The organism is Bartonella sp. AC10YNML (assembly GCF_042196825.1).
GTDB lineage: Bacteria > Pseudomonadota > Alphaproteobacteria > Rhizobiales > Rhizobiaceae > Bartonella.
This window is the reverse complement of the sequence record NZ_JBHIRA010000005.1, coordinates 1-19,094: the sequence shown is the minus strand read 5'-3', so window position 1 is coordinate 19,094 and position 19,094 is coordinate 1. Positions and strand designations below refer to the sequence as shown.

At 35.6% G+C, this 19,094-nt stretch carries 17 protein-coding genes and 1 pseudogene; 7 read left to right on the top strand and 11 right to left on the bottom strand.

The annotated features are described in order from the left end of the window. Positions 1-348 precede the first annotated feature (348 nt). From ACFINA_RS03935 to ACFINA_RS03900, 8 genes and pseudogenes are all read right to left on the bottom strand, one after another. Positions 349-633 (bottom strand): hypothetical protein, encoded by a 285-nt coding sequence (locus ACFINA_RS03935; protein WP_375608699.1) that lies wholly within the window; start codon positions 631-633, stop codon positions 349-351. A 270-nt stretch (positions 634-903) separates the two neighbouring features. Beyond that, entirely contained in the window at positions 904-1,305 is a 402-nt protein-coding gene (locus ACFINA_RS03930; RefSeq protein WP_375606682.1) for a hypothetical protein, read from the bottom strand. 366 nt (positions 1,306-1,671) lie between these two features. Next, on the bottom strand, positions 1,672-2,076 hold the full coding sequence (locus tag ACFINA_RS03925) for a hypothetical protein (RefSeq protein ID WP_375606683.1): 405 nt from the start codon (positions 2,074-2,076) through the stop codon (positions 1,672-1,674). Positions 2,077-2,096: 20 nt separating this feature from the next. Continuing rightward, positions 2,097-2,585, bottom strand: a pseudogene (locus tag ACFINA_RS09820) (hypothetical protein); the annotation flags it as partial. A gap of 774 nt (positions 2,586-3,359) precedes the next feature. Beyond that, on the bottom strand, positions 3,360-4,736 hold the full coding sequence (locus tag ACFINA_RS03915; RefSeq protein WP_375610429.1) for an amino acid permease: 1,377 nt from the start codon (positions 4,734-4,736) through the stop codon (positions 3,360-3,362). 449 nt (positions 4,737-5,185) lie between these two features. Then, positions 5,186-5,545, bottom strand: coding sequence for a hypothetical protein (locus ACFINA_RS03910; protein WP_375615106.1), 360 nt, complete (start codon positions 5,543-5,545; stop codon positions 5,186-5,188). A 398-nt stretch (positions 5,546-5,943) separates the two neighbouring features. After that, the gene (gene hutH / locus ACFINA_RS03905; protein WP_375608697.1) at positions 5,944-7,482 is read right to left on the bottom strand and encodes a histidine ammonia-lyase; all 1,539 of its coding nucleotides are present in this window, start codon (positions 7,480-7,482) and stop codon (positions 5,944-5,946) included. Positions 7,483-8,796: 1,314 nt separating this feature from the next. Beyond that, on the bottom strand, positions 8,797-9,573 hold the full coding sequence (locus tag ACFINA_RS03900) for a class I SAM-dependent methyltransferase (protein ID WP_375608696.1): 777 nt from the start codon (positions 9,571-9,573) through the stop codon (positions 8,797-8,799). 420 nt (positions 9,574-9,993) lie between these two features. On the opposite strand from ACFINA_RS03900, the gene ACFINA_RS03895 reads away from it, so the two are divergent. The 4 genes from ACFINA_RS03895 to parE all read left to right on the top strand — a co-directional run bounded on the left by ACFINA_RS03895 (position 9,994) and on the right by parE (position 14,476). Beyond that, complete coding sequence (locus ACFINA_RS03895) at positions 9,994-10,620, top strand: LemA family protein (protein ID WP_375606689.1); 627 nt, start codon at positions 9,994-9,996, stop codon at positions 10,618-10,620. Continuing rightward, positions 10,620-11,471 (top strand): TPM domain-containing protein, encoded by an 852-nt coding sequence (locus ACFINA_RS03890; protein WP_375606690.1) that lies wholly within the window; start codon positions 10,620-10,622, stop codon positions 11,469-11,471. The genes ACFINA_RS03895 and ACFINA_RS03890 overlap by 1 nt, the downstream gene beginning before the upstream one ends. Before the next feature lie 123 nt (positions 11,472-11,594). Beyond that, positions 11,595-12,332, top strand: coding sequence for a lipoyl(octanoyl) transferase LipB (gene lipB / locus ACFINA_RS03885; protein ID WP_375606691.1), 738 nt, complete (start codon positions 11,595-11,597; stop codon positions 12,330-12,332). Between the two features lie 77 nt (positions 12,333-12,409). Continuing rightward, on the top strand, positions 12,410-14,476 hold the full coding sequence (parE, locus tag ACFINA_RS03880; RefSeq protein WP_375608695.1) for a DNA topoisomerase IV subunit B: 2,067 nt from the start codon (positions 12,410-12,412) through the stop codon (positions 14,474-14,476). Between the two features lie 17 nt (positions 14,477-14,493). Here parE and recJ read toward each other — a convergent pair whose 3' ends face one another. After that, positions 14,494-16,278 (bottom strand): single-stranded-DNA-specific exonuclease RecJ, encoded by a 1,785-nt coding sequence (gene recJ, locus ACFINA_RS03875; RefSeq protein ID WP_375614551.1) that lies wholly within the window; start codon positions 16,276-16,278, stop codon positions 14,494-14,496. Between the two features lie 295 nt (positions 16,279-16,573). Between recJ and rplM the strand changes: the two genes are divergently transcribed. The 3 genes from rplM to ACFINA_RS03860 all read left to right on the top strand — a co-directional run bounded on the left by rplM (position 16,574) and on the right by ACFINA_RS03860 (position 17,758). Further along, positions 16,574-17,038, top strand: a complete 465-nt coding sequence (gene rplM / locus ACFINA_RS03870) for a 50S ribosomal protein L13 (protein WP_375606694.1) — start codon at positions 16,574-16,576, stop codon at positions 17,036-17,038. A gap of 2 nt (positions 17,039-17,040) precedes the next feature. Next, on the top strand, positions 17,041-17,526 hold the full coding sequence (gene rpsI / locus ACFINA_RS03865) for a 30S ribosomal protein S9 (protein WP_015856545.1): 486 nt from the start codon (positions 17,041-17,043) through the stop codon (positions 17,524-17,526). 154 nt (positions 17,527-17,680) lie between these two features. Beyond that, complete coding sequence (locus ACFINA_RS03860; protein ID WP_375606729.1) at positions 17,681-17,758, top strand: hypothetical protein; 78 nt, start codon at positions 17,681-17,683, stop codon at positions 17,756-17,758. Between the two features lie 78 nt (positions 17,759-17,836). On the opposite strand, the gene ACFINA_RS03855 is transcribed toward ACFINA_RS03860, so the two are convergent. Then, complete coding sequence (locus tag ACFINA_RS03855; RefSeq protein ID WP_273724078.1) at positions 17,837-18,202, bottom strand: response regulator; 366 nt, start codon at positions 18,200-18,202, stop codon at positions 17,837-17,839. A 607-nt stretch (positions 18,203-18,809) separates the two neighbouring features. After that, the coding region (locus ACFINA_RS03850) for an XRE family transcriptional regulator (protein ID WP_375615105.1) at positions 18,810-19,094 on the bottom strand (285 nt) is incomplete at its 5' end.

Here is a 19,094-nt window from a genome sequence, read left to right as displayed (position 1 = left end):
ATACAATAAAACACTCACTTTCCTGAAATTAAAAAACATCAAAATAAAATATTTCATCAAACTCATTTCTATAAAAATAATCTATTTATTATCGTTAAAGAGGATATTTTAGCAAAGCTATTCTTTGCCATTTTTTATATTGAATAATCTTCTCTAAAAATGCTAACCATCCCCCAATATTATTATCATCTGAAAATAATACATTGCTAAGCTAGTTTCTAATGAATATAACTATATCGAGGGTAAAAGAGCAGCACTTTTACTCCCTCACCCCTATTAATATTTTCATTGAACTATTACTTTAAAGATGAATATATTTTACTGTTATGTCACTTTTTCAAAACTTTTCTATTTTTTATCATTCTGAAGACGTAACATCAAATCTTGTTTTTGTTTCAAAGTATCATTGTCCATAACCTTCTGATACCCTGCTACCATTAAATTGACTAAAAATGAATCACTTCGCGGTGTTGATGAAAAATAGATTCCCTTTGAATCCTGCAATTTGTACCGATAACCTGCTTTAGTCATACACTCATAAATTGCTGCAAATTCACTTGCACGCGAATCCATATTTTCAGAAGAAACGTAGATTGGTTTCCATCCACATTTTAACAGTGCTTGTTGAACCATAGATTTATTGACACCAGGCTTTTCCCCTCATGCCAATATCGATGGGGGAGATTTACTAACACATCCCACAGAGCTTAAAAAAAATCATAGCACTCAATAATTTCAATATTTTTTTCATTTTCCCCCTCCCTCAATATTTACGAATAAAAAAGCCTATAACTCTGTGCTAATTTTTTCACATGTAAGATTGCTAGTCTATTGAGAAAAACAATCCCGCCCCCCTTGCGAGAACAAAAATATAAGGATTATTGATTACAACAGCATCAATATTTAAGGTTGACATTCGGGCTGCTCTTTGTTCTCTTCACAATGAGGACTATTCAAGCGCCTCTCTACACTTCGCTGAGGAATAACAGCATCAGGCTGACAAATTGGAAGATTTTCATACTTTTCACACCACTTTACCCTTCCCAATTTATCTTGGAAACCTGCTTGTATCATGCATGCATTCACAGACTCCTCTGCATTGAATCTCTCATCAGTACTTGTTTCTGTATCAAAACGACCATCAAGATACTGTATTCCACACTCTAACAGAGCTTTTTTTATCTCAAGTTGATCAGCACCAGACTTTTCCCATGCATCTACAGCTGTTTGAGAAGGCTTTTCTGGATAACATCCAGCCATAACAAATAGGGTCATCCCACTTAATAATTTTAAAATCTGCTTCATTTTCCTATCCTTGAATAATTTGATATTATGAAACAATCCATAAATTACTTTACATGCTGTTTTTTCACTTCCAAAATAACGATGAACATTATCAACCTTCATGGTTATTTATCTCTTTCCGATAATTATGCCACCGATATTATATCAAAAATACAGCAAAATTACTACTTAAATCGTATTCTATCAACGTTATGCATATAATTATTCTCAATATTTTGATTACAACCAAGATAGATATTTTATATTATTGCGCCAACAGTTGTAGTCCCCATAAATAAATAGCATTGACATGCTGAATTAAGCCATCCCCACACGGGCATGAGAAACATGAAGGTAGGGATTGTTGATCGTCACAAACAGCAAGACTTAAGGTTTGCATTCAGGTGCATTTTTATATTTTTTACAAAAAGGGCTGTTTAAGCGCTTCTTGACACTGCGCTGTGGAACAACAGCGCCTGGACGACAAATCGGGAGATCTTCGGCTTTATGATTCTCGCACCAAGTCCCTCCCCCCACTTTATCACGAAATCCCGATTGAACCATACAGGCATCAATAGTTGCCCATGCATTGTAGCTGAGTTTTCTGTTTTCTGGATCGGCATCAATAAGGCTTGGCATACCACATTCTAACAAAGCTTTTCCTACCTCAGTAAAATCAGTAACACCATTTTTCTCCCACGTAGCCACCTCTCCTGGAGGAGGTTTATTAAACTGGCACCCAGCTATACCCAATAGAATTATCGCACTTAATAATTTTAAGGTTTGTTTCATTTTTTCCTCCATGATTTAATTCAAGGCTTTTGTTCTAAATGAGATGTGCCATAAAACTTTTGGCATTTCGGACCCGCATCTCCAAGACAGGTATGGGAGCTTATGGGATTCATGATCACTCTCCACCATTCTGTCCACCAGTTACTACCAGCAGGTGCTGTCTCGTAAGTATAGTCATTGCCGCCAATAATTCTGCTTACAAAGTCAAATCTATGCCCATCAAAACCTGTTTCATGCCTCTGTGAATGACCGCTATGATGGTCTGTCATGCTAACAACCGTCATACTTTCTTCCATTACATTGATATCTTGACCAGAAATCAGATGAGAAGCAATAATCGTAGCATCTCATTGTACATCCATATCAACTTTGCCTGTTACCTCAAGGATAAACGGAATCGTTGTTGTGTGTGTTTCAGAGCTATTGGAAGACTTCTCGTGTAAAAAGCCACTTTCCGATGATTGTTTTTTCTGGTCGTAGTGTTCTTGAGCGCCTTTTATGGTAATATTGAATAATTTTGCACCGAAATACAATTGCGGAGTACATTTTGTCCGCCTCCACTTGTAATAAAAACTACTCTCGTATCAATATTATAAAAAATAAGTTTGATCCTTCCTCTTGTGAGAGCAATAATAATAAGAATCGTAAAACTGTCACACGTTCATTGTTCTTTTTAATTTACTCTTCTATGAGATTTTATTGTAATATCTTGCTGCTGTTTATTAAAGTTTTTATAAAAACAATGATACAATGCCTCATGTAACTTTGTTATCCACTATTTTCTACCAACGCCAATTCTCTTTAAGAAAAAAAAATAGAAAAAAAACTTCACCCCTTCTTTTCAAGAAAAGACATAAAGAACTTTATCTTCGTTTCTAAAAGCAATAGTAATTTTCTAAACAACAAAATTTAAGCAACCAATTTTTTAAAGAGCTTAAAAAAACAATTCTTACAATAACTTCTCTTGTAAAACAGAACTTCATTAATACGTTTAGAAAAAGATATCTGCCTATAATCTTGTATCTGGTAAAATCTATTTGCGCTGTTAGGCATTTTAACCTGAAAGACTTATATTGATAGCACAGCTCACCATCAAAAAACGCCTAATATTTATATGATTTGGTCGTTACCGTAAGCAATGGCTCACAAAAACTTCCAAAGCAAAATAATAACGAGCAGATTTTTTCAATCTAGATTGTTCTAACCTTTAGAGAATAACAATCAAACACCTGTTTTCCTGATGACATCAGCTATTTGTTTTGAGTTTTATCTCTATTCACATTTTATTGCTGTTTCTTTTGCTTAAAATTATAAAGTTTAAGTACATAGAAACAAACAACAAGCCAAGCAATCCAACTAACACCTATAATTAAAACCGGTCGTGTCTCATCAAAATACCATAAGAGAATAAAAATAAAAACCATAAATAAAATAGAAAAAATCGACCCTATTGGCCAAAATGGAATGGGAAATTTTAAACCATTCTGTGCTTCTTTAGGCATCTTAATTCGCATAGAAAATTGTGAAAGTAGAATCATCATCCAAACAAAAACTGTCGCAAATGTTGCCATTGCGGCAATAAGAAAAAAAAGCTTTTCATGATAAAAATAATTAAGGAGAGCACCAAGAAGAAAGATACCGAAGATCATCAAAATAACAAAAACTGGTATACCATTTTTTGATAAATATTGAAACTTTTTTAAAGCATAACCTTCCTGCGATAAACCATGGATCATACGACAAGCACCATACATTCCACTATTCATTGCTGAAATAGCCGCTGTAACAACAACAATATTTAAAATATTTGCTGCATACGAAATCCCAAGATTTTCAAAAATAGATACAAAAGGGCTATCCATAAGACCAATCTCATTCCAAGGATAAAGAGACATTAAAATAGCTAACGTCATGACGTAAAAAAGCAAAATACGAACTGGAGTAGAATTAATTGCCTTTGAAATCGTTTGATGAGGGTTTTGAACTTCCATAACTGCCATGCCAATAATTTCTATGCCACCAAAAGCAAAAACAACAACACTAAAGCAAGCTAAAAAACCAAACCAACCATTGGGAAAAATACCACCATTTTTCCATAAATTATGAACAGTAACGGTAGAAAAATCTGCACCTTCACCCCACCCCCAAAAAATAATTGCTATTCCTAAAATAATCATCGCAATGATAGCTATAACTTTAATAGAAGAGAGCCAAAACTCTAGTTCACCATAGACTTCTACAGCAGCTAAATTAATGCCTGTGATGATTAATGTAATACTCAGTGCCCATACCCAAGGAGCAACATCAGGATACCAAAAACCCATATAAGTCGCAAAAGCTGTAATATCAGCCAAACCAACAAGAATCATCTCAAATACATATGTCCATCCCGTTAAAAAACCTGCTAATGGTGATATGTAATTTGCCGCATAACGAGCAAAAGAACCAGGCAATGGATTATGAAGTATCATCTCTCCTAGAGCCCGCATAACCATAAAAATAGCTAAACCAGCAATACAATAGGCAATCAAAACACTGGGACCCGCAAGCTTAATTGCCTGTGCAGACCCATAAAAAAGACCTGTTCCAATAGCAGAACCAAGAGCTAAAAAAATAACTTGGCGCTTACTCATACCCCGTTTCAGTTCATTTATTGCCATTTCTTTCCTTACTTTTTGAAATGCTGACAATCCACACCACGATAACAGCCCTATGATAAATAAAGCCTCATGTTTCTTTCACAAATATATTTCAAAAAACATCGAAGACCAGCCAGTCCAACACTTTGCTCTAAACAATGAAAAAATACTTTTATTGCGAATTATTCAGCTTTTATAGCCTACAATTTCGTATTATTTTATTCAAATAAAGTGATAATGAATTTTTTCACAATTGTCATTTAATTCATTTCGTATTCTCTAGTTTTTTACAGAGAAAATTAACCTTAATGTAATCTAAACTTTTAGGCTTCTATTTCGGTGCACTGAAATAGAAGCCTAAAAATTCATAACAAACACATTAACTATGCATAAAATTAATTTTTTGTTACTTTAAGCAAACTTTCTTTGAGCCCATAAAACAAACTTTTTATGCCAATTGAATAGCTCAATCAATGATAATACGAATCTCGCAAGTCTTCAAAAGCATGAGAAAATTTATCTAGAACCCATCTTTTAAGGACTCCAGCTGTCTTAACGACAAGCTTTCCAATGAAAAAAAAATATGCGATAAAAAAAGCATCTTTGATTATTGGTCCGATGATAGCGTTCTCATTACCTCTGGGAATTTGCCCTGAGATAGCAATAAAATCTTTGTTTTTCGCTGAAATAAGAGGCTCTTTCTCTTGAGCCACTATCATAATGAAAACTTCCTCTGGAAAGCTAGCTCTCCTAAAATTTGCATGAATCTCAAGAATTTGAGAGAAAAAAAGAACTGTTATTGAAACACATAATTTAGCACTTTTAAACATTCTTTTCTCCTTTTTTATTTTAAATATCAAAAATGAACTATAAAATTCATAAAGTATTAAAAATAAGAAGAATATAAAATAAAAATTTTATTTTTACTTGATACAATACATATATCATAATTTATATTTATAAAAATATAATATCACGAATATATAATTCGTATATATTATTTAACTTATATTAAAATTTCTGATATAAATCAGAAAATATAGGTGCTTTAATTTTATAGTTTCTATAAAATAACAAAATATCTAGTTAACTACAAAAATCAGATATATACAGTAATAAATATACATTTTATTAAATAATTCAAATATAGTATTGCTCCTCTATATTTTCATATGAGAAAGTTTCAAAATTCAATATCCCCCCTTCAGCATTGACCTTAAAACAAATACTATTGAAAACTTAATGAAGGAAAAATTGTTTCTGGTAAAACAGATAATAAATGTCCTTCACGCACAAGTATATGTACTCGATGAAGATCTGGAGCCAGATAGCGATCTTCCTTAAGAGAAGCAACATTTTTTCGTAAACATTCCATAACAGATTGCAAAAAAGTACTTGTTTTTAAAGGTGCACGATATTCAATTCCTTGTGCTGCAACAAGCGTTTCAATGCCAATAAGTGTAAAAAGGTTTTCACTCATGACCAATAACCGACGAGCGCCATGGCAAGCCATTGAAACATGATCTTCTTGATTAGCTGAAGTAGGTGTTGAATCAACGGAAGCAGGATAGGCCATTTGCTTATTTTCAGACATTAAAGCTGCTGCTGTTACTTCAGCGATCATAAAACCTGAATGAAGACCTGGATTATGCGCTAAAAAAGCTGGAAGTCCATAAGAAACAGCTGGATCAACCATAAGAGCAATACGCCGCTGAGAAATAGATCCTATTTCACACAAAGCAAGAGCGATCTGATCAGCAGCAAATGCTACAGGTTCTGCATGGAAATTCCCACCTGATACAACCTCACCATTCCTTAAAATCAAAGGATTATCTGTAACAGCATTTGCTTCAATAATAAGTGTTTTTGCTGCGGCTAACAAAATATCAAAACATGCCCCCATCACCTGTGGCTGGCAACGTATACAGTAAGGATCTTGTACACGCTCATCACCCCGTAGATGTGCTGCACGAATTTCTGAATTCTCTACAAGTTTTTCTAATGTTTTCGATACGGCAATCTGCCCATAATGTCCTCGTAAAATATGGATATCAGGATGAAATGGCGCCGTTGACCCCATGAGGGCATCTGTTGTCAAAGCTCCTGCCAGCAATCCACCACACAATGCCCGATAACCTCGAAAAAGACCGGCAAGTGCAAGGGCTGTTGAGGTTTGAGTCCCATTAATAAGAGCGAGACCTTCCTTTGCCTTTAAAATAATAGGGGACAATCCCGCTTTTTCTAACGCAGCAGCTCCACTCATACGAATATTTTTAAAAAATGCTTCTCCCTCTCCCATCATAACAGCCGCCATGTGAGCAAGTGGGGCGAGATCACCGGAAGCGCCAACAGACCCTTTTTCAGGGATGACAGGAATGACGCCCTTTGCAAGCATATTTTCCAGCAAATTTATCAATTCTAGACGAACCCCTGAAGCCCCTCTTCCTAAAGAGATAAGCTTTAAGCTCATTATCAAACGCACAATATTTTCTGCTAAAGGTTCTCCCACCCCACAACAATGGGACAAAATAAGATTTCTCTGTAAAACAGCAACATTGTCCGTATCAATTTTAATGGAAGCCAATTTCCCAAAACCAGTATTAACACCATACACTGGCTTACTTCCAGCAGCAATTTCAGAAATGCGCTGCGCTCCTTTCTCGATAGCTAAATGCGTATTATTATGAAGTTTACCCACTTCTCCATTAAAATAAATATCTTTAAGTTCACTAAGCGTTACCTCGCCCGGTTTTAGTGTAATCATCATGATTTTCTTTCTTCGTTCATTAAAGTACAATGCTTAACATTATTGATCTTTCTATAAAACAAAAAAAACTATAACGACTCTTTAAAGCGATAATGCTTTCTTAAAGGTATTCCTTACAATGGAGTCATTATCCAAAAGTAGAATAGTTGACGATAAATGAAAATGAAATATTGACAAGCACAACCAAAGTAATGGATTTCAAAAATAGATAACACTTTAATTTATAATCATAATCTAGCATGCTGCATATTAAATGAGAGAGCTGAATATCTTAAAACTCTCTCATTCCAAATCTGTGTATGTTGAATAAATCAAAACCATTCGCTTGCACGTAATAAGCGAGATTGGCGTATGGATAAAACTGTAAAAAAGGACTAAAAACTCCTCTTATGAACCGTGTCAAAGGCTGTCGCAACATTGGGAGATGAAAGTGTGGATGGTGCAGGCTTATTCTTTTATGAAGCGTAAAGATGGAAAACTCAATGGATTTATTATCAAGCTATTCTTACTAAACTTATAAAAACCTTAAATAGATAGCTGTCACAATCTATCATGATTGCAAAAATCAAACTCTATAGAAAATTAAAAACTTATTCAACACATCACAACAGAGAAGAAATTGAGCTTATTTGCCACTTCTAAAATTGTATTTAAAGCGCCAGATTAAACCTTGAAAAACACATCTTCAATAAAACCACATAAGACTCGGCCTAACCCGTTATTTAAAATAGAAAATAAAAGAAGTTTTCTTATATCAAAAAAAATAATTAATATATTGTTTTATATTATATCTTTTAAAAAGAGAAATGCTTCATATAGCATATTTATATTTTACTTTTTTGTTATACTGAATCTAAATTTAGAGATAATTTCAAAATGAGTTGTTTTTTTAAGGTTCTTCCAAGCCATTACTTTTTTACTACAAATTTCTGATTATGATAATTTTTTGTACTTTTTCAGTTATTTTTGTCAAAATTTATTAAAAACACTCTCATTTAATAATAAAAAGCAATCATAAAAACAAAGAATTATCAAACATTTCTATTCAATCTACCTCTTTCCATTTTATAAAATAATCTGTTGTTAAACTGCAGTAAAGAAAGCGCTTCGATGCTATAATGCAGAGCATAAGTTTTCTATTTAAACTCTCTCATATTAAATGAACAATGAAAATCAGCGGTAATAAGATGTCAATGTGAATGCTGAAGAAGAAAAAACCTTTCTCCCTCAAAGTCTGCCTTAATAATGCGTTAATTTTCTGAATAGCGCCCACTCTGATGTGCTAAAAGAGCAAAAGCAATCATCGATATCGGATTATCCTGCATACATATAGAGCTCACTTCGATACAAAATCTCCAAATTGCCTTGCACTTCATATTTCTTTATCAATGCGACCAATTGCCGCAAATATTCTTTTCCATGGCTCGCAATAGCGCGTTGCGCTTGCGTTGAAGAGCGGCTCATTCCAATAAAAGATTCAGACGAGATCATCATCGTCCAATTATGCGTATGGAAAGAAATTTTTTCTGCTTTTACCCCAAAGCCATCACTCATTTCCTGTAAAAAATCAAAATTACGATAATAACGGGAATAATTTGGACTCATCTTCTCTAACAATGTCTCATAAGCCTCTAGAAATTCGCTATGCTTGAAATCACGATTATTTTGAATAACCGCCATGACACCATTGACCCGAAGTTGATCTGAAATAACGCAAAGCAATTTAGGGCGATCCATCCATTGAAATGCCTGCGCTGCAACGATAAGATCTACCTTGCCTATTTGAGGCAATAGATCTTCGGCTCGGCCCTGATACCAACGCACGTTCGGAAATTTTCTTCGTCCCTGCTTAATCATATCTTCCGATACATCAATAGCATGATATTGGTGCTCGTTGCCTAAAAATTTAACAATCCCCTCTAATGCGATGCCTGTCCCAGCGCCTACATCCACGATGGACAAATTCTTTTTGTTCTTAAAAGGAAAGAGCATGGTCTTAAATAAAGTAAGGGGATAGCGAGGACGATAGCGATTATAATCATCAGCCAATCCGTCAAATTTTTCACTTTGCTGTTGGACACTTTCTATCATAGAACTTTGTCTCTCCTTACAGTTGCTGATATACATAATTAAAAAGTATTTTTATCCAATACGTTAAGCATAACTTCTAAAGGAAGAAAATAAGAACTGCCCTTACCTTCTATTTTTCTATAAAATTGATCCTTACATTTTTCTCTTTTCCAATTATTATCTGCACGTTGCGAAATCCAAAACTCCTACGAAAATAATATAATTTTCTGTAATAATAATTGATATAAATATTATTGATCTTTTATAAGATGACATCTATATTACTATTATTATTTTAATATCAACAAGTCACTTAAGCGTACCTAAAACGCATAGAGATATCAATTTATTGATAAATACGCCTGTTTATAAATTTCAAAATACTTTCCACCAAGAAAAAAGACTCTATATAATACATAAAATATCTGTGGAGACATCTTTATGTTAAATGTACAAACTTCTTCAATGTTTAGAATATTAAAACGATTTTCAATTATTATTTTTTTGGTATGGTTAGTGCCATTTTTAAGTGGTTGCGGATTCAATGCGATACCAACAAATGAAGAAAAAGCACACGCCGCATGGAGTGAAGTGCTCAATCAATATCAACGTCGTACAGACCTCATCCCTAATCTTGTAGAAACAGTTAAAGCTTACGCAGCTCATGAACAAAGCGTTTTCACAAATGTAATTGAAGCACGTGCTAAAGCAACGCAAGTCAATATTAATGCAGATATGTTGAATAATCCAGAAATTATGCAGCAATATCTCAAAAATCAAGCAAACTTATCAAGTGCACTTTCGCGGCTTATGGCTGTTGTTGAAAACTATCCGGATCTTAAAGCAAACCAAAACTTTCTTGCTCTTCAGTCACAATTAGAAGGAACAGAAAACCGTATTTCCGTTGCGCGCCGCGATTATATTGAAACAGTACGTGCCTACAATACTGCACTCAAAACAATGCCGACGATGATTTGGGCAAAGTTATGGTTTCGCGATGCTAAACCCATGCCAACTTTTACCATCGATACAGATAGCCAACAAACACCAAAGGTTAATTTTAATTAATGAAACTATTTCGATACTCTTTGCAACGTATTGTATTTCCAAAATTATGGGCTTTTATCTGCTCTCTGTATTTAGTTGCTGCATTGGGAAGTATCGCTTGTTCGCAAATAAAATTTCCTCATTTAACAGGGTATGTTAATGATGTAGCTCATTTGCTCGATAATGCAACCAAGGAAGACTTGATAAAAAAACTGGCAGCACTCGAAGAGAAAACGGGAGATCAAATTGTTCTTGTCACACTCCCTACTCTTTCGGGCAATGATATAGAAACGTACAGCAATTCTCTTTTTCGTACATGGGGATTAGGCCAAAAGAAGATCAATAATGGTGTATTACTGGTCATTGCACCAAATGAACGCACAGCACGTATCGAAGTAGGCTACGGTCTGGAAGGAGAACTAACAGATGCCATTTCTTCTGTCATCATTAATAGCTTCATGATTCCTAATTTTCGTGAAGGAAATTATCAAAAAGGGATTGTCGAAGCGGTTCATGCAATTATCAAAGTAATCACACAAAGTGATGCTGATTTTTCTTTTCGAATCAATCAAAAAGCTAAAGCTGTTGAAGAACAACGTAAACAAGCTGAAAAAGAAGAAATGATTATCAATACAATCATGTTTTTCATTCTCTTTATAGTCGTTGGTTTGCCCATTCTTGCAATGATTTTTGGTAAAAAAGTAGGCCCACAAAAGTATCTTTGGATGGGGATTATCTTCACACCTTGGTTTCTTAACTTAAGTGCCGGTGGCAGATATCCTGGTGGAAAGTTCGGAGGTCCTCGAGGTGGAGGGGGATTTAGGGGTGGTGGTGGATCATCAGGTGGTGGCGGTGCAACAGGAAGATGGTAAAACGAGCATATAACGATTTTTTTATAAAATTCATTGCACTTCTTATAAACTATCTCTTAATTTTATTCTTTTTTTATTTTTCTGATTACAATATAAACTCAAACATCAAGATAAATATTACTAATGACATTTGAATTGAAACATACGGATCGTAATCACTTATCACATCATTTTAATGCAATTCTAGGCAATCCACCAGTTGAATGGAAGATAAGTGATCATCTAGTTGAGTATCCTGAAGCTCTGCGTTATATGCAAGAACGTGTAGAAAAAATTCTTGCAAAAACCGCACATGAACAAGTTTGGCTTCTTGAACACCCTTCCCTTTATACAGCGGGGACGAGTGCCAACAAAAAAGATCTTTTAGCACCCCATTTATTCCCTGTTTATGAAGCAGGACGTGGAGGTGAATTTACATATCACGGTCCAGGACAACGTATTGCTTATATCATGCTTGATCTTAAACGCCGAAAACAAGACATTCGTGCTTTCATTAGTGCATTAGAAGAATGGATCATACAGATGCTTGCAAATTTTAATATTAAAGGCGAACGACGAGAAGATCGCGTTGGTGTCTGGATTAAACAGCCTCATTGCCCATCAAAACAAAATGATCTTTCTTCTGAAAATAAAATTGCAGCTATTGGCATTCGAGTGCGCAAATGGATAAGCTTTCATGGAGTTTCTATCAATGTTAATCCTAATTTAGCCCATTATTCAGGAATTGTTCCTTGTGGAATTACAAACCATGGTGTAACAAGCTTTCTTGATCTAGGGTACTCTGTAACAATGTATGATATTGATATCGCTCTCAAACACGCTTTTGAAGAAATTTTTGGTCCAACAATTGATGTTTCCTAAGTGCATTGATTTTTAAATAAAAAACAGGCATAAAATTTATTTTAATAAATATTTTATGAGGTGGATAGTTAAACGCTATGAGCGATAACAACAAGGATCTTTTTAGTGTTTTAAATAAAGCCCAATCTCGGGTAAATACAAAAGAAAGCACTCTGCAGTCTCCAATGAAATCAAAAGCGATGATTTCAAAAAAAAGTGCGAAAGATATGCAAGAAGATGACTATAATGCTCTCTCTATTCGAGTACTTGAGGGGTTAGAGCCCGTACGTTTACGCCCTGGAATGTATATTGGTGGAACAGACAGTAAAGCACTTCATCATTTATTTGCCGAAATTATTGATAACGCGATGGATGAAGCTGTTGCGGGTTATGCAGATTCTATTGAAGTCTCATTAGATAGGAACGGTTATATAACCGTTACAGATAATGGACGCGGTATTCCTGTCGAAAATCATCCTCAAATGCCTGAGAAATCTACTCTTGAAGTTATTATGACACAACTCCACTCAGGCGGAAAATTTGATGGAAAAGCTTATCAAACTGCTGGTGGGCTTCATGGAGTAGGAATTTCTGTCGTCAATGCTCTTTCTGATGATATGGAAGTTGAAGTTGCACGAGAACGAAAACTGTACCGCCAACGTTTCTCACGCGGTATTCCTCAATCTGGATTGGAAGATCTGGGAGATGTTTATAATCGTCGTGGTACGCGCGTTCGTTTTCATCCTGATCATGAAATTTTTGGTGAAAAAGCAGCTTTTGATCCAGAAAAAATCTATAAGATGACATGCTCCAAAGCCTATCTTTTTGGTGGCGTAAAAATTCGCTGGTGTTGTGATCCCGTCATACTTGAAGGCGCAAAAAATATTCCTGAAAAAGCTGTTTTTCATTTTCCCGATGGGCTTAAAGACTATTTACTTGCGTCACTAAAAGATGAATATCGAGTAACGTCAGAAATTTTTTCTGGCAAAACACAACAAAATAACGGCCATGGCTGCGTTGAATGGGCGATCGCTTGGCATGGTGGTGATTCTTGTGTGCAATCTTACTGCAATACGATTCCTACAGGAGAAGGCGGAACACACGAAATAGGATTACGCCAAGCTCTTTTGCGTGGATTGAAATCCTACGCTGAGTTAATAGGAAACAAGCGCGCAGCAATTATTACGTCTGACGATATTATGATTTCAACAGCCGCAATACTTTCAGTCTTTATCAGTAACCCTGAATTTGTTGGACAAACAAAAGATCGATTAGCAACCATTGAAGCACAGCGTATCGTTGAGAATGCAATCCGCGATCCTTTTGATCATTGGTTAGCAAATTCCCCACAAGAAGCAACAAAACTTCTCGATTGGGTTATCGAACGTGCTGAAGAACGTGTTAGACGACGCCAAGATAGAGAAATAAGTCGAAAAACTGCTGTCCGTAAATTACGTCTGCCCGGTAAACTTGCAGATTGTAGCCAGAACCATGCTTTGGGTGCTGAACTATTCATTGTTGAAGGGGATTCTGCAGGAGGATCTGCTAAACAAGCAAGAAATAGAGCAAACCAAGCAATTTTACCTCTTCGTGGTAAAATCTTAAATGTCGCTAGTGCTGCACATGAAAAAATGAACTCAAGCCAAACAATTAGCGATCTTATCCTTGCTCTTGGATGTGGAACACGCTCCAAGTATCGTGAAAAAGATCTCAGATATGAACGTATTATCATCATGACAGATGCTGATGTTGATGGTGCTCATATTGCGTCACTGCTCATTACCTTCTTCTTTCAAGAAATGCCTGACCTTATTCATCAGGGACATTTATATCTTGCCGTCCCTCCCCTTTATAGAATATCGCAAGGAGGAAAAGTTGCTTATGCTCGTGACGACATTCATAAGGATGAATTGCTCAAAACTGAATTTACTGGAAAAGCTAAAATCGAAATCGGGCGTTTTAAAGGGCTGGGTGAAATGCGCGCAGAACAACTTAAAGAAACGACTATGCATCCTCAAAAACGTACATTGCTTCGTGTTTCTATTGATGCCGTGGAAATACAAGAAACGAAAAAGACTGTAGAAAGTCTCATGGGAACAAAACCAGAAGCACGATTTCGTTTCATACAAGAAAACTCTACTTTTGCTTCTAATCTAGACATCTAATATAAAAAATATCCCTTTCAAACCACTGCGGCTGCGTCAATCACGCGCAGTTGCGGATTGATCGTTCCATTCCAATAATTCAAACTAAGATGACCAGCTAAATGAATCATTTCACCAATATTTTCAAAAAGAAAATCACCAAGTGATGTCCCTACAGCACGAAAAGCTATTCCTTGTAGTTTTTTTCCTTCAACATTAGATACAATGAGGCGAAGATGTCCTTTACCAACTTCAGATAGATTCACCAGTCGATGAGAGGGAAGAACAAAAACAGGTGTTGCATTCCCTGCCCCAAATGGCCCTGCTTTTTCAAGCAATTCAAACAGCGCTTCATTAACACCGGAAGCAGAAAGAGAACCATCTATACTAAGAGATTTTTTTGCACGCAACTGTGAAACCATTAAAGAAACTTTTTCTTCTAGCCATTTTCGAAAAATTTCAATTTTTGTTGATTGAATTGTAATTCCTGCTGCCATACTGTGTCCCCCTCCTTTTTCTAATAAATTTAATGTAACAGCTTCACGAACGAGTGCTCCTAAATCTATACCATTAATTGAGCGTCCCGACCCTATGCCATTTCCATCTTCTTTCAAAGCAATAGCAAAAACAGGACAAAAAAAACGCTCTTTGAGACGGGAAGCAAGAATACCAATAATTCCCGGATGCCATTCTTTATGAGAAATTACAAGCGACAATGGTATTTCTTGATCTTGATAAAGAGAAGTAATATAAGATTCCGCTTGTGCTAATTGAATGTTCTCCATTTCTTGGCGTTCTTGATTAAGCCGATCTAATTGTTCTGCTATTCTGTCCGCTTCATCTTTATTCTCACAACTAAGCAAACGTGCTCCCAAAGCTTGATCACCAATGCGCCCTCCTGCATTAATTCTAGGACCTAATAAAAAACCTAAATGAAAACTATTAAGCGGCTCCCCTATTCGTGCAACCTTTGTTAAAGCTGTTATTCCTAGATTATGCATAGAACGAGCAACTTGCAGCCCTTTTATCACAAAAGCACGGTTAACCCCCTGTAATGGAACAACATCACATATGGTTGCCAATGCAACAAGATCAAGCATACTGAGAAGATCAGGCAGTTTCCCTTTGAATTGTTTTTTCCGCAGTAAATGATGAACCCAAGCTAATGTAACAAAGACAACACCCGCTGCACATAAATGACCCTGTTCAGAAAAATCATCAGGACGATTAGGATTAACAAGAGCAATAGCTTCTTGATGAATCTCTGACATTTGATGATGATCTAAAATCACAACATCAGCCCCAGCAAGCCTAGCTGCTTTTACGGCATCTGGACTGTTTGCGCCACAATCAACAGTGATAATTAACCGAGCGCCTTCTTGCACAAGCATCCTCATTGCTTGTTCATTCGGACCATAGCCTTCAACAATACGATCAGGAATATAAATTTTGACTTCAATACCAAAATAACGAAAAAAACGCGCTATAAGTGCCGATGAACAAGCACCATCAACATCATAATCACCAAACACAGCAACCTGTTCTTGATTGAAAAGAGCCTTAACAATACGCTCTGCAGCGCATTGCATATCCCTAAAACTTTCTGGATCAGGCATAAGCGTACGCAATGTTGGATTAATAAAAGCAACAGCCTCAGCTTCATCCACATCTCTTGCTGAAAGTACTCGAGCTAGCTGATCTGGAAAACCAAATTTTTGAGAAATAGCGCGCGCATTATTTATCCCTTGAACATCAAGGGCATCTAACCAAGCTTGACCACAAGCAGAAGATTCAACATTGAGAAAATAACGAGGCGACTGCATTATTGTTTATTTTATAATGAAGAACGATAAAATACAATCATGCGTTAAAGATAAAATAGTCTTTTGCAACATTCATTTTAAATTTAAATGATCCACAAACTTCTTTAATATGGTATTATAATACCTCTCTCATAACATGCTGTTTTATAAAGTTTTTATTTTCTCTTGACGTCAATCAAAAGACATTATATCAGAGCAAGTAGTATGCGTTAAATATTTCGCTATGGTAACAATTTTCAACGCAAAACAGTAAAAATTCCCTTATATTAAAAGGGTTCTAATAAAGGATACTTCTATGGCAACTTTTTCACAAAAGCCAACTGAAGTGGTGAAAAAATGGGTTATTATTGACGCAGAAAACCTTGTTTTAGGTCGTCTTGCCACATTTGTTGCGAACCGCTTACGTGGCAAACATAAAGCTACATTTACTCCACATGTTGATGATGGTGACAACGTTATTGTCATTAATGCAGATAAAATAGCTCTCACTGGCAAAAAATATACGGATAAAAAATATTATTGGCATACCGGCTATATTGGTGGAATAAAACAACGTACAGCACGTCAACTTCTTGAGGGGCGTTTTCCCGAACGCGTTATTGAAAAAGCGGTAGAACGTATGATTCCTCGTGGGCCTCTTGGTCGCCGTCAATTGAAGAATCTGCGTGTTTATGCTGGAAACCAACATCCACATGAAGCACAACAGCCTGAATCTCTTGACGTTGGTGCTTTAAACCGCAAAAACAAAAGGATTGCTTGATTATGGCTGAAATTAATTCTCTTTCTGAGCTTAGCATAGTAACAAGTATTACAGAAACACATGAAAATGTTGTTCCTGTTCACGTGCAAAAGCTTGATTCACAAGGACGTGCTTACGCAACAGGAAAGCGTAAAGACGCTGTTGCACGTGTATGGATTAAACCAGGTTCTGGAAAAATCACGATCAACAATAAGGAATTTGACAAATATTTTGCTCGTCCTGTTCTTAGAATGATTCTTCGTCAACCAATTGTTGCAACAAATAGGGATACCCAATTTGATATTATTGCAACCGTTGCAGGCGGTGGTCTTTCCGGACAAGCCGGTGCAGTGCGCCATGGCATTTCCAAAGCTTTAACCTATTACGAACCAGAACTTCGCTCAATCTTGAAAAAAGGTGGGTTTCTTACCCGTGATAGCCGTGTTGTTGAACGTAAAAAGTACGGTAAAGCAAAAGCACGTCGTTCTTTCCAATTCTCAAAGCGTTAATTTCAATTTTTGCAATGCATAAAGCCTCGGACAAAAACGGGGCTTTTTCCCCTACTAAAACAAACTTTTAGATGAATGTAGGAACAAATCTATACCGATTAGAAAAAACAAGAATGCAAAACAATCCCTTCTCTTAAGATAAAAGGCAAGAAAAATAGACCGAAAAAATTCAAAACTTCAGTTTCAATTTTTAAAATCTGTTTTACTAACTTGTAATATATCCACGTGCTGAAGCACAAAAATATTTACGCGACAACTTTAGCAATCTTATAAGCTTTTCAATGCTTTTTCTATCACCACTTAACAAGCTTTAGTCCAAGAAATGCTTTACCATTGTGATAAAATGAGGGACAGAAATAGGCTTTGACATATATTCTTCACATCCACTGGCACGAATTCGCTCCTCATCGCCTTTCATAGCAAAAGCTGTTACAGCAACAACGGGGATTGATCGAAGTTCTTCATCTTCTTTTAATTGTTTAATAACATCTATTCCAGAGACCTCTGGCAACTGGATATCCACAAGGATAAGAGATGGCATTGATGAACGCGCCAAATCTAATGCCATAAGACCATTACGCGTTTCAACGGTTTCATAACCACTCGCTTCTACAAGATCGCGAAATAACTTCATATTAAGCTCATTATCTTCCACGATCATGACTTTTTTTGACATTCGTATAACTCCACCCTTCTCAGATAAAATAGAGAAATAGAAATGAATTCACATTCTCTTTGCTTAAGATAAAATGATAAAATGAATTGTAAACCACAAAGAGATTAAAAGATTCCAATAAAAGCATTTTTGCAAATATTTGTAAGACGCATCGCTATACTTATTCAGTTCATCAACATAAAACCCACAAATAGTCGTAAGATTGTGTGACCTTGTATTTTTTGAGTTGATATACAAAGTTTATGGATATCTCAATTAATGCATTCGCGTTTTCATCATAAAAAAATATCAACCACAAACTTAGCTAAAATGCGCATTTTGAAGAGGAAAAAATTTAAGTAAATTTAAAAAGCAACTGATTAGCTGAATTTAATGCACCATATACTGGCATCCACAAAACAATATCTTAATGATATAAAAGGATAAACTTATCAATGTCATTAAGATTAAAAAAAATAAATAAACCGTGATTAATTATCACGATTTATTTAATATAAAACATTCAATAACAGAATAATATATAAGTTTTATGTAAAAATAACTTGCTGTATTTATACAGCTTTTTTACAGTGAGGGACGCGTAAATAAAAGTTAGGGAATAGGATTTTTAACATTTCTCTATAAAGCACGCTTCGCACAATGTTTCTAATGTTTCTTTGAAGTCTGCTAACGCTTCTTGATGTAAGCCATCTAAAAGTCTCATAAACGCAACAACAGTTTCACGTTGCAACGGAGTAGAAGGCTTTATGATGATGCTTTTTCGACAAGAATAGGCTTCTTTTTTTAAGAGAGAAGCCTTCTCTTTATCTAAACCGTAAAGCTCTATGATCTTTTCCTCCAGTCCTACAGGAACAGATTTTTTGCCAATCTCGACAGAAGATAAAAATGCTAC

Bases quoted from the DNA above. Each gene is read 5' to 3' on its own strand.
- ACFINA_RS03935 (WP_375608699.1), bottom strand. From the start codon at position 633: ATGGTTCAACAAGCACTGTTAAAATGTGGATGGAAACCAATCTACGTT.
- ACFINA_RS03930 (WP_375606682.1), bottom strand. From the start codon at position 1,305: ATGAAGCAGATTTTAAAATTATTAAGTGGGATGACCCTATTTGTTATG.
- ACFINA_RS03925 (WP_375606683.1), bottom strand. From the start codon at position 2,076: ATGAAACAAACCTTAAAATTATTAAGTGCGATAATTCTATTGGGTATA.
- ACFINA_RS03915 (WP_375610429.1), bottom strand. From the start codon at position 4,736: ATGGCAATAAATGAACTGAAACGGGGTATGAGTAAGCGCCAAGTTATT.
- ACFINA_RS03910 (WP_375615106.1), bottom strand. From the start codon at position 5,545: ATGTTTAAAAGTGCTAAATTATGTGTTTCAATAACAGTTCTTTTTTTC.
- hutH (WP_375608697.1), bottom strand. From the start codon at position 7,482: ATGATGATTACACTAAAACCGGGCGAGGTAACGCTTAGTGAACTTAAA.
- ACFINA_RS03900 (WP_375608696.1), bottom strand. From the start codon at position 9,573: ATGATAGAAAGTGTCCAACAGCAAAGTGAAAAATTTGACGGATTGGCT.
- ACFINA_RS03895 (WP_375606689.1), top strand. From the start codon at position 9,994: ATGTTAAATGTACAAACTTCTTCAATGTTTAGAATATTAAAACGATTT.
- ACFINA_RS03890 (WP_375606690.1), top strand. From the start codon at position 10,620: ATGAAACTATTTCGATACTCTTTGCAACGTATTGTATTTCCAAAATTA.
- lipB (WP_375606691.1), top strand. From the start codon at position 11,595: ATGACATTTGAATTGAAACATACGGATCGTAATCACTTATCACATCAT.
- parE (WP_375608695.1), top strand. From the start codon at position 12,410: ATGAGCGATAACAACAAGGATCTTTTTAGTGTTTTAAATAAAGCCCAA.
- recJ (WP_375614551.1), bottom strand. From the start codon at position 16,278: ATGCAGTCGCCTCGTTATTTTCTCAATGTTGAATCTTCTGCTTGTGGT.
- rplM (WP_375606694.1), top strand. From the start codon at position 16,574: ATGGCAACTTTTTCACAAAAGCCAACTGAAGTGGTGAAAAAATGGGTT.
- rpsI (WP_015856545.1), top strand. From the start codon at position 17,041: ATGGCTGAAATTAATTCTCTTTCTGAGCTTAGCATAGTAACAAGTATT.
- ACFINA_RS03855 (WP_273724078.1), bottom strand. From the start codon at position 18,202: ATGTCAAAAAAAGTCATGATCGTGGAAGATAATGAGCTTAATATGAAG.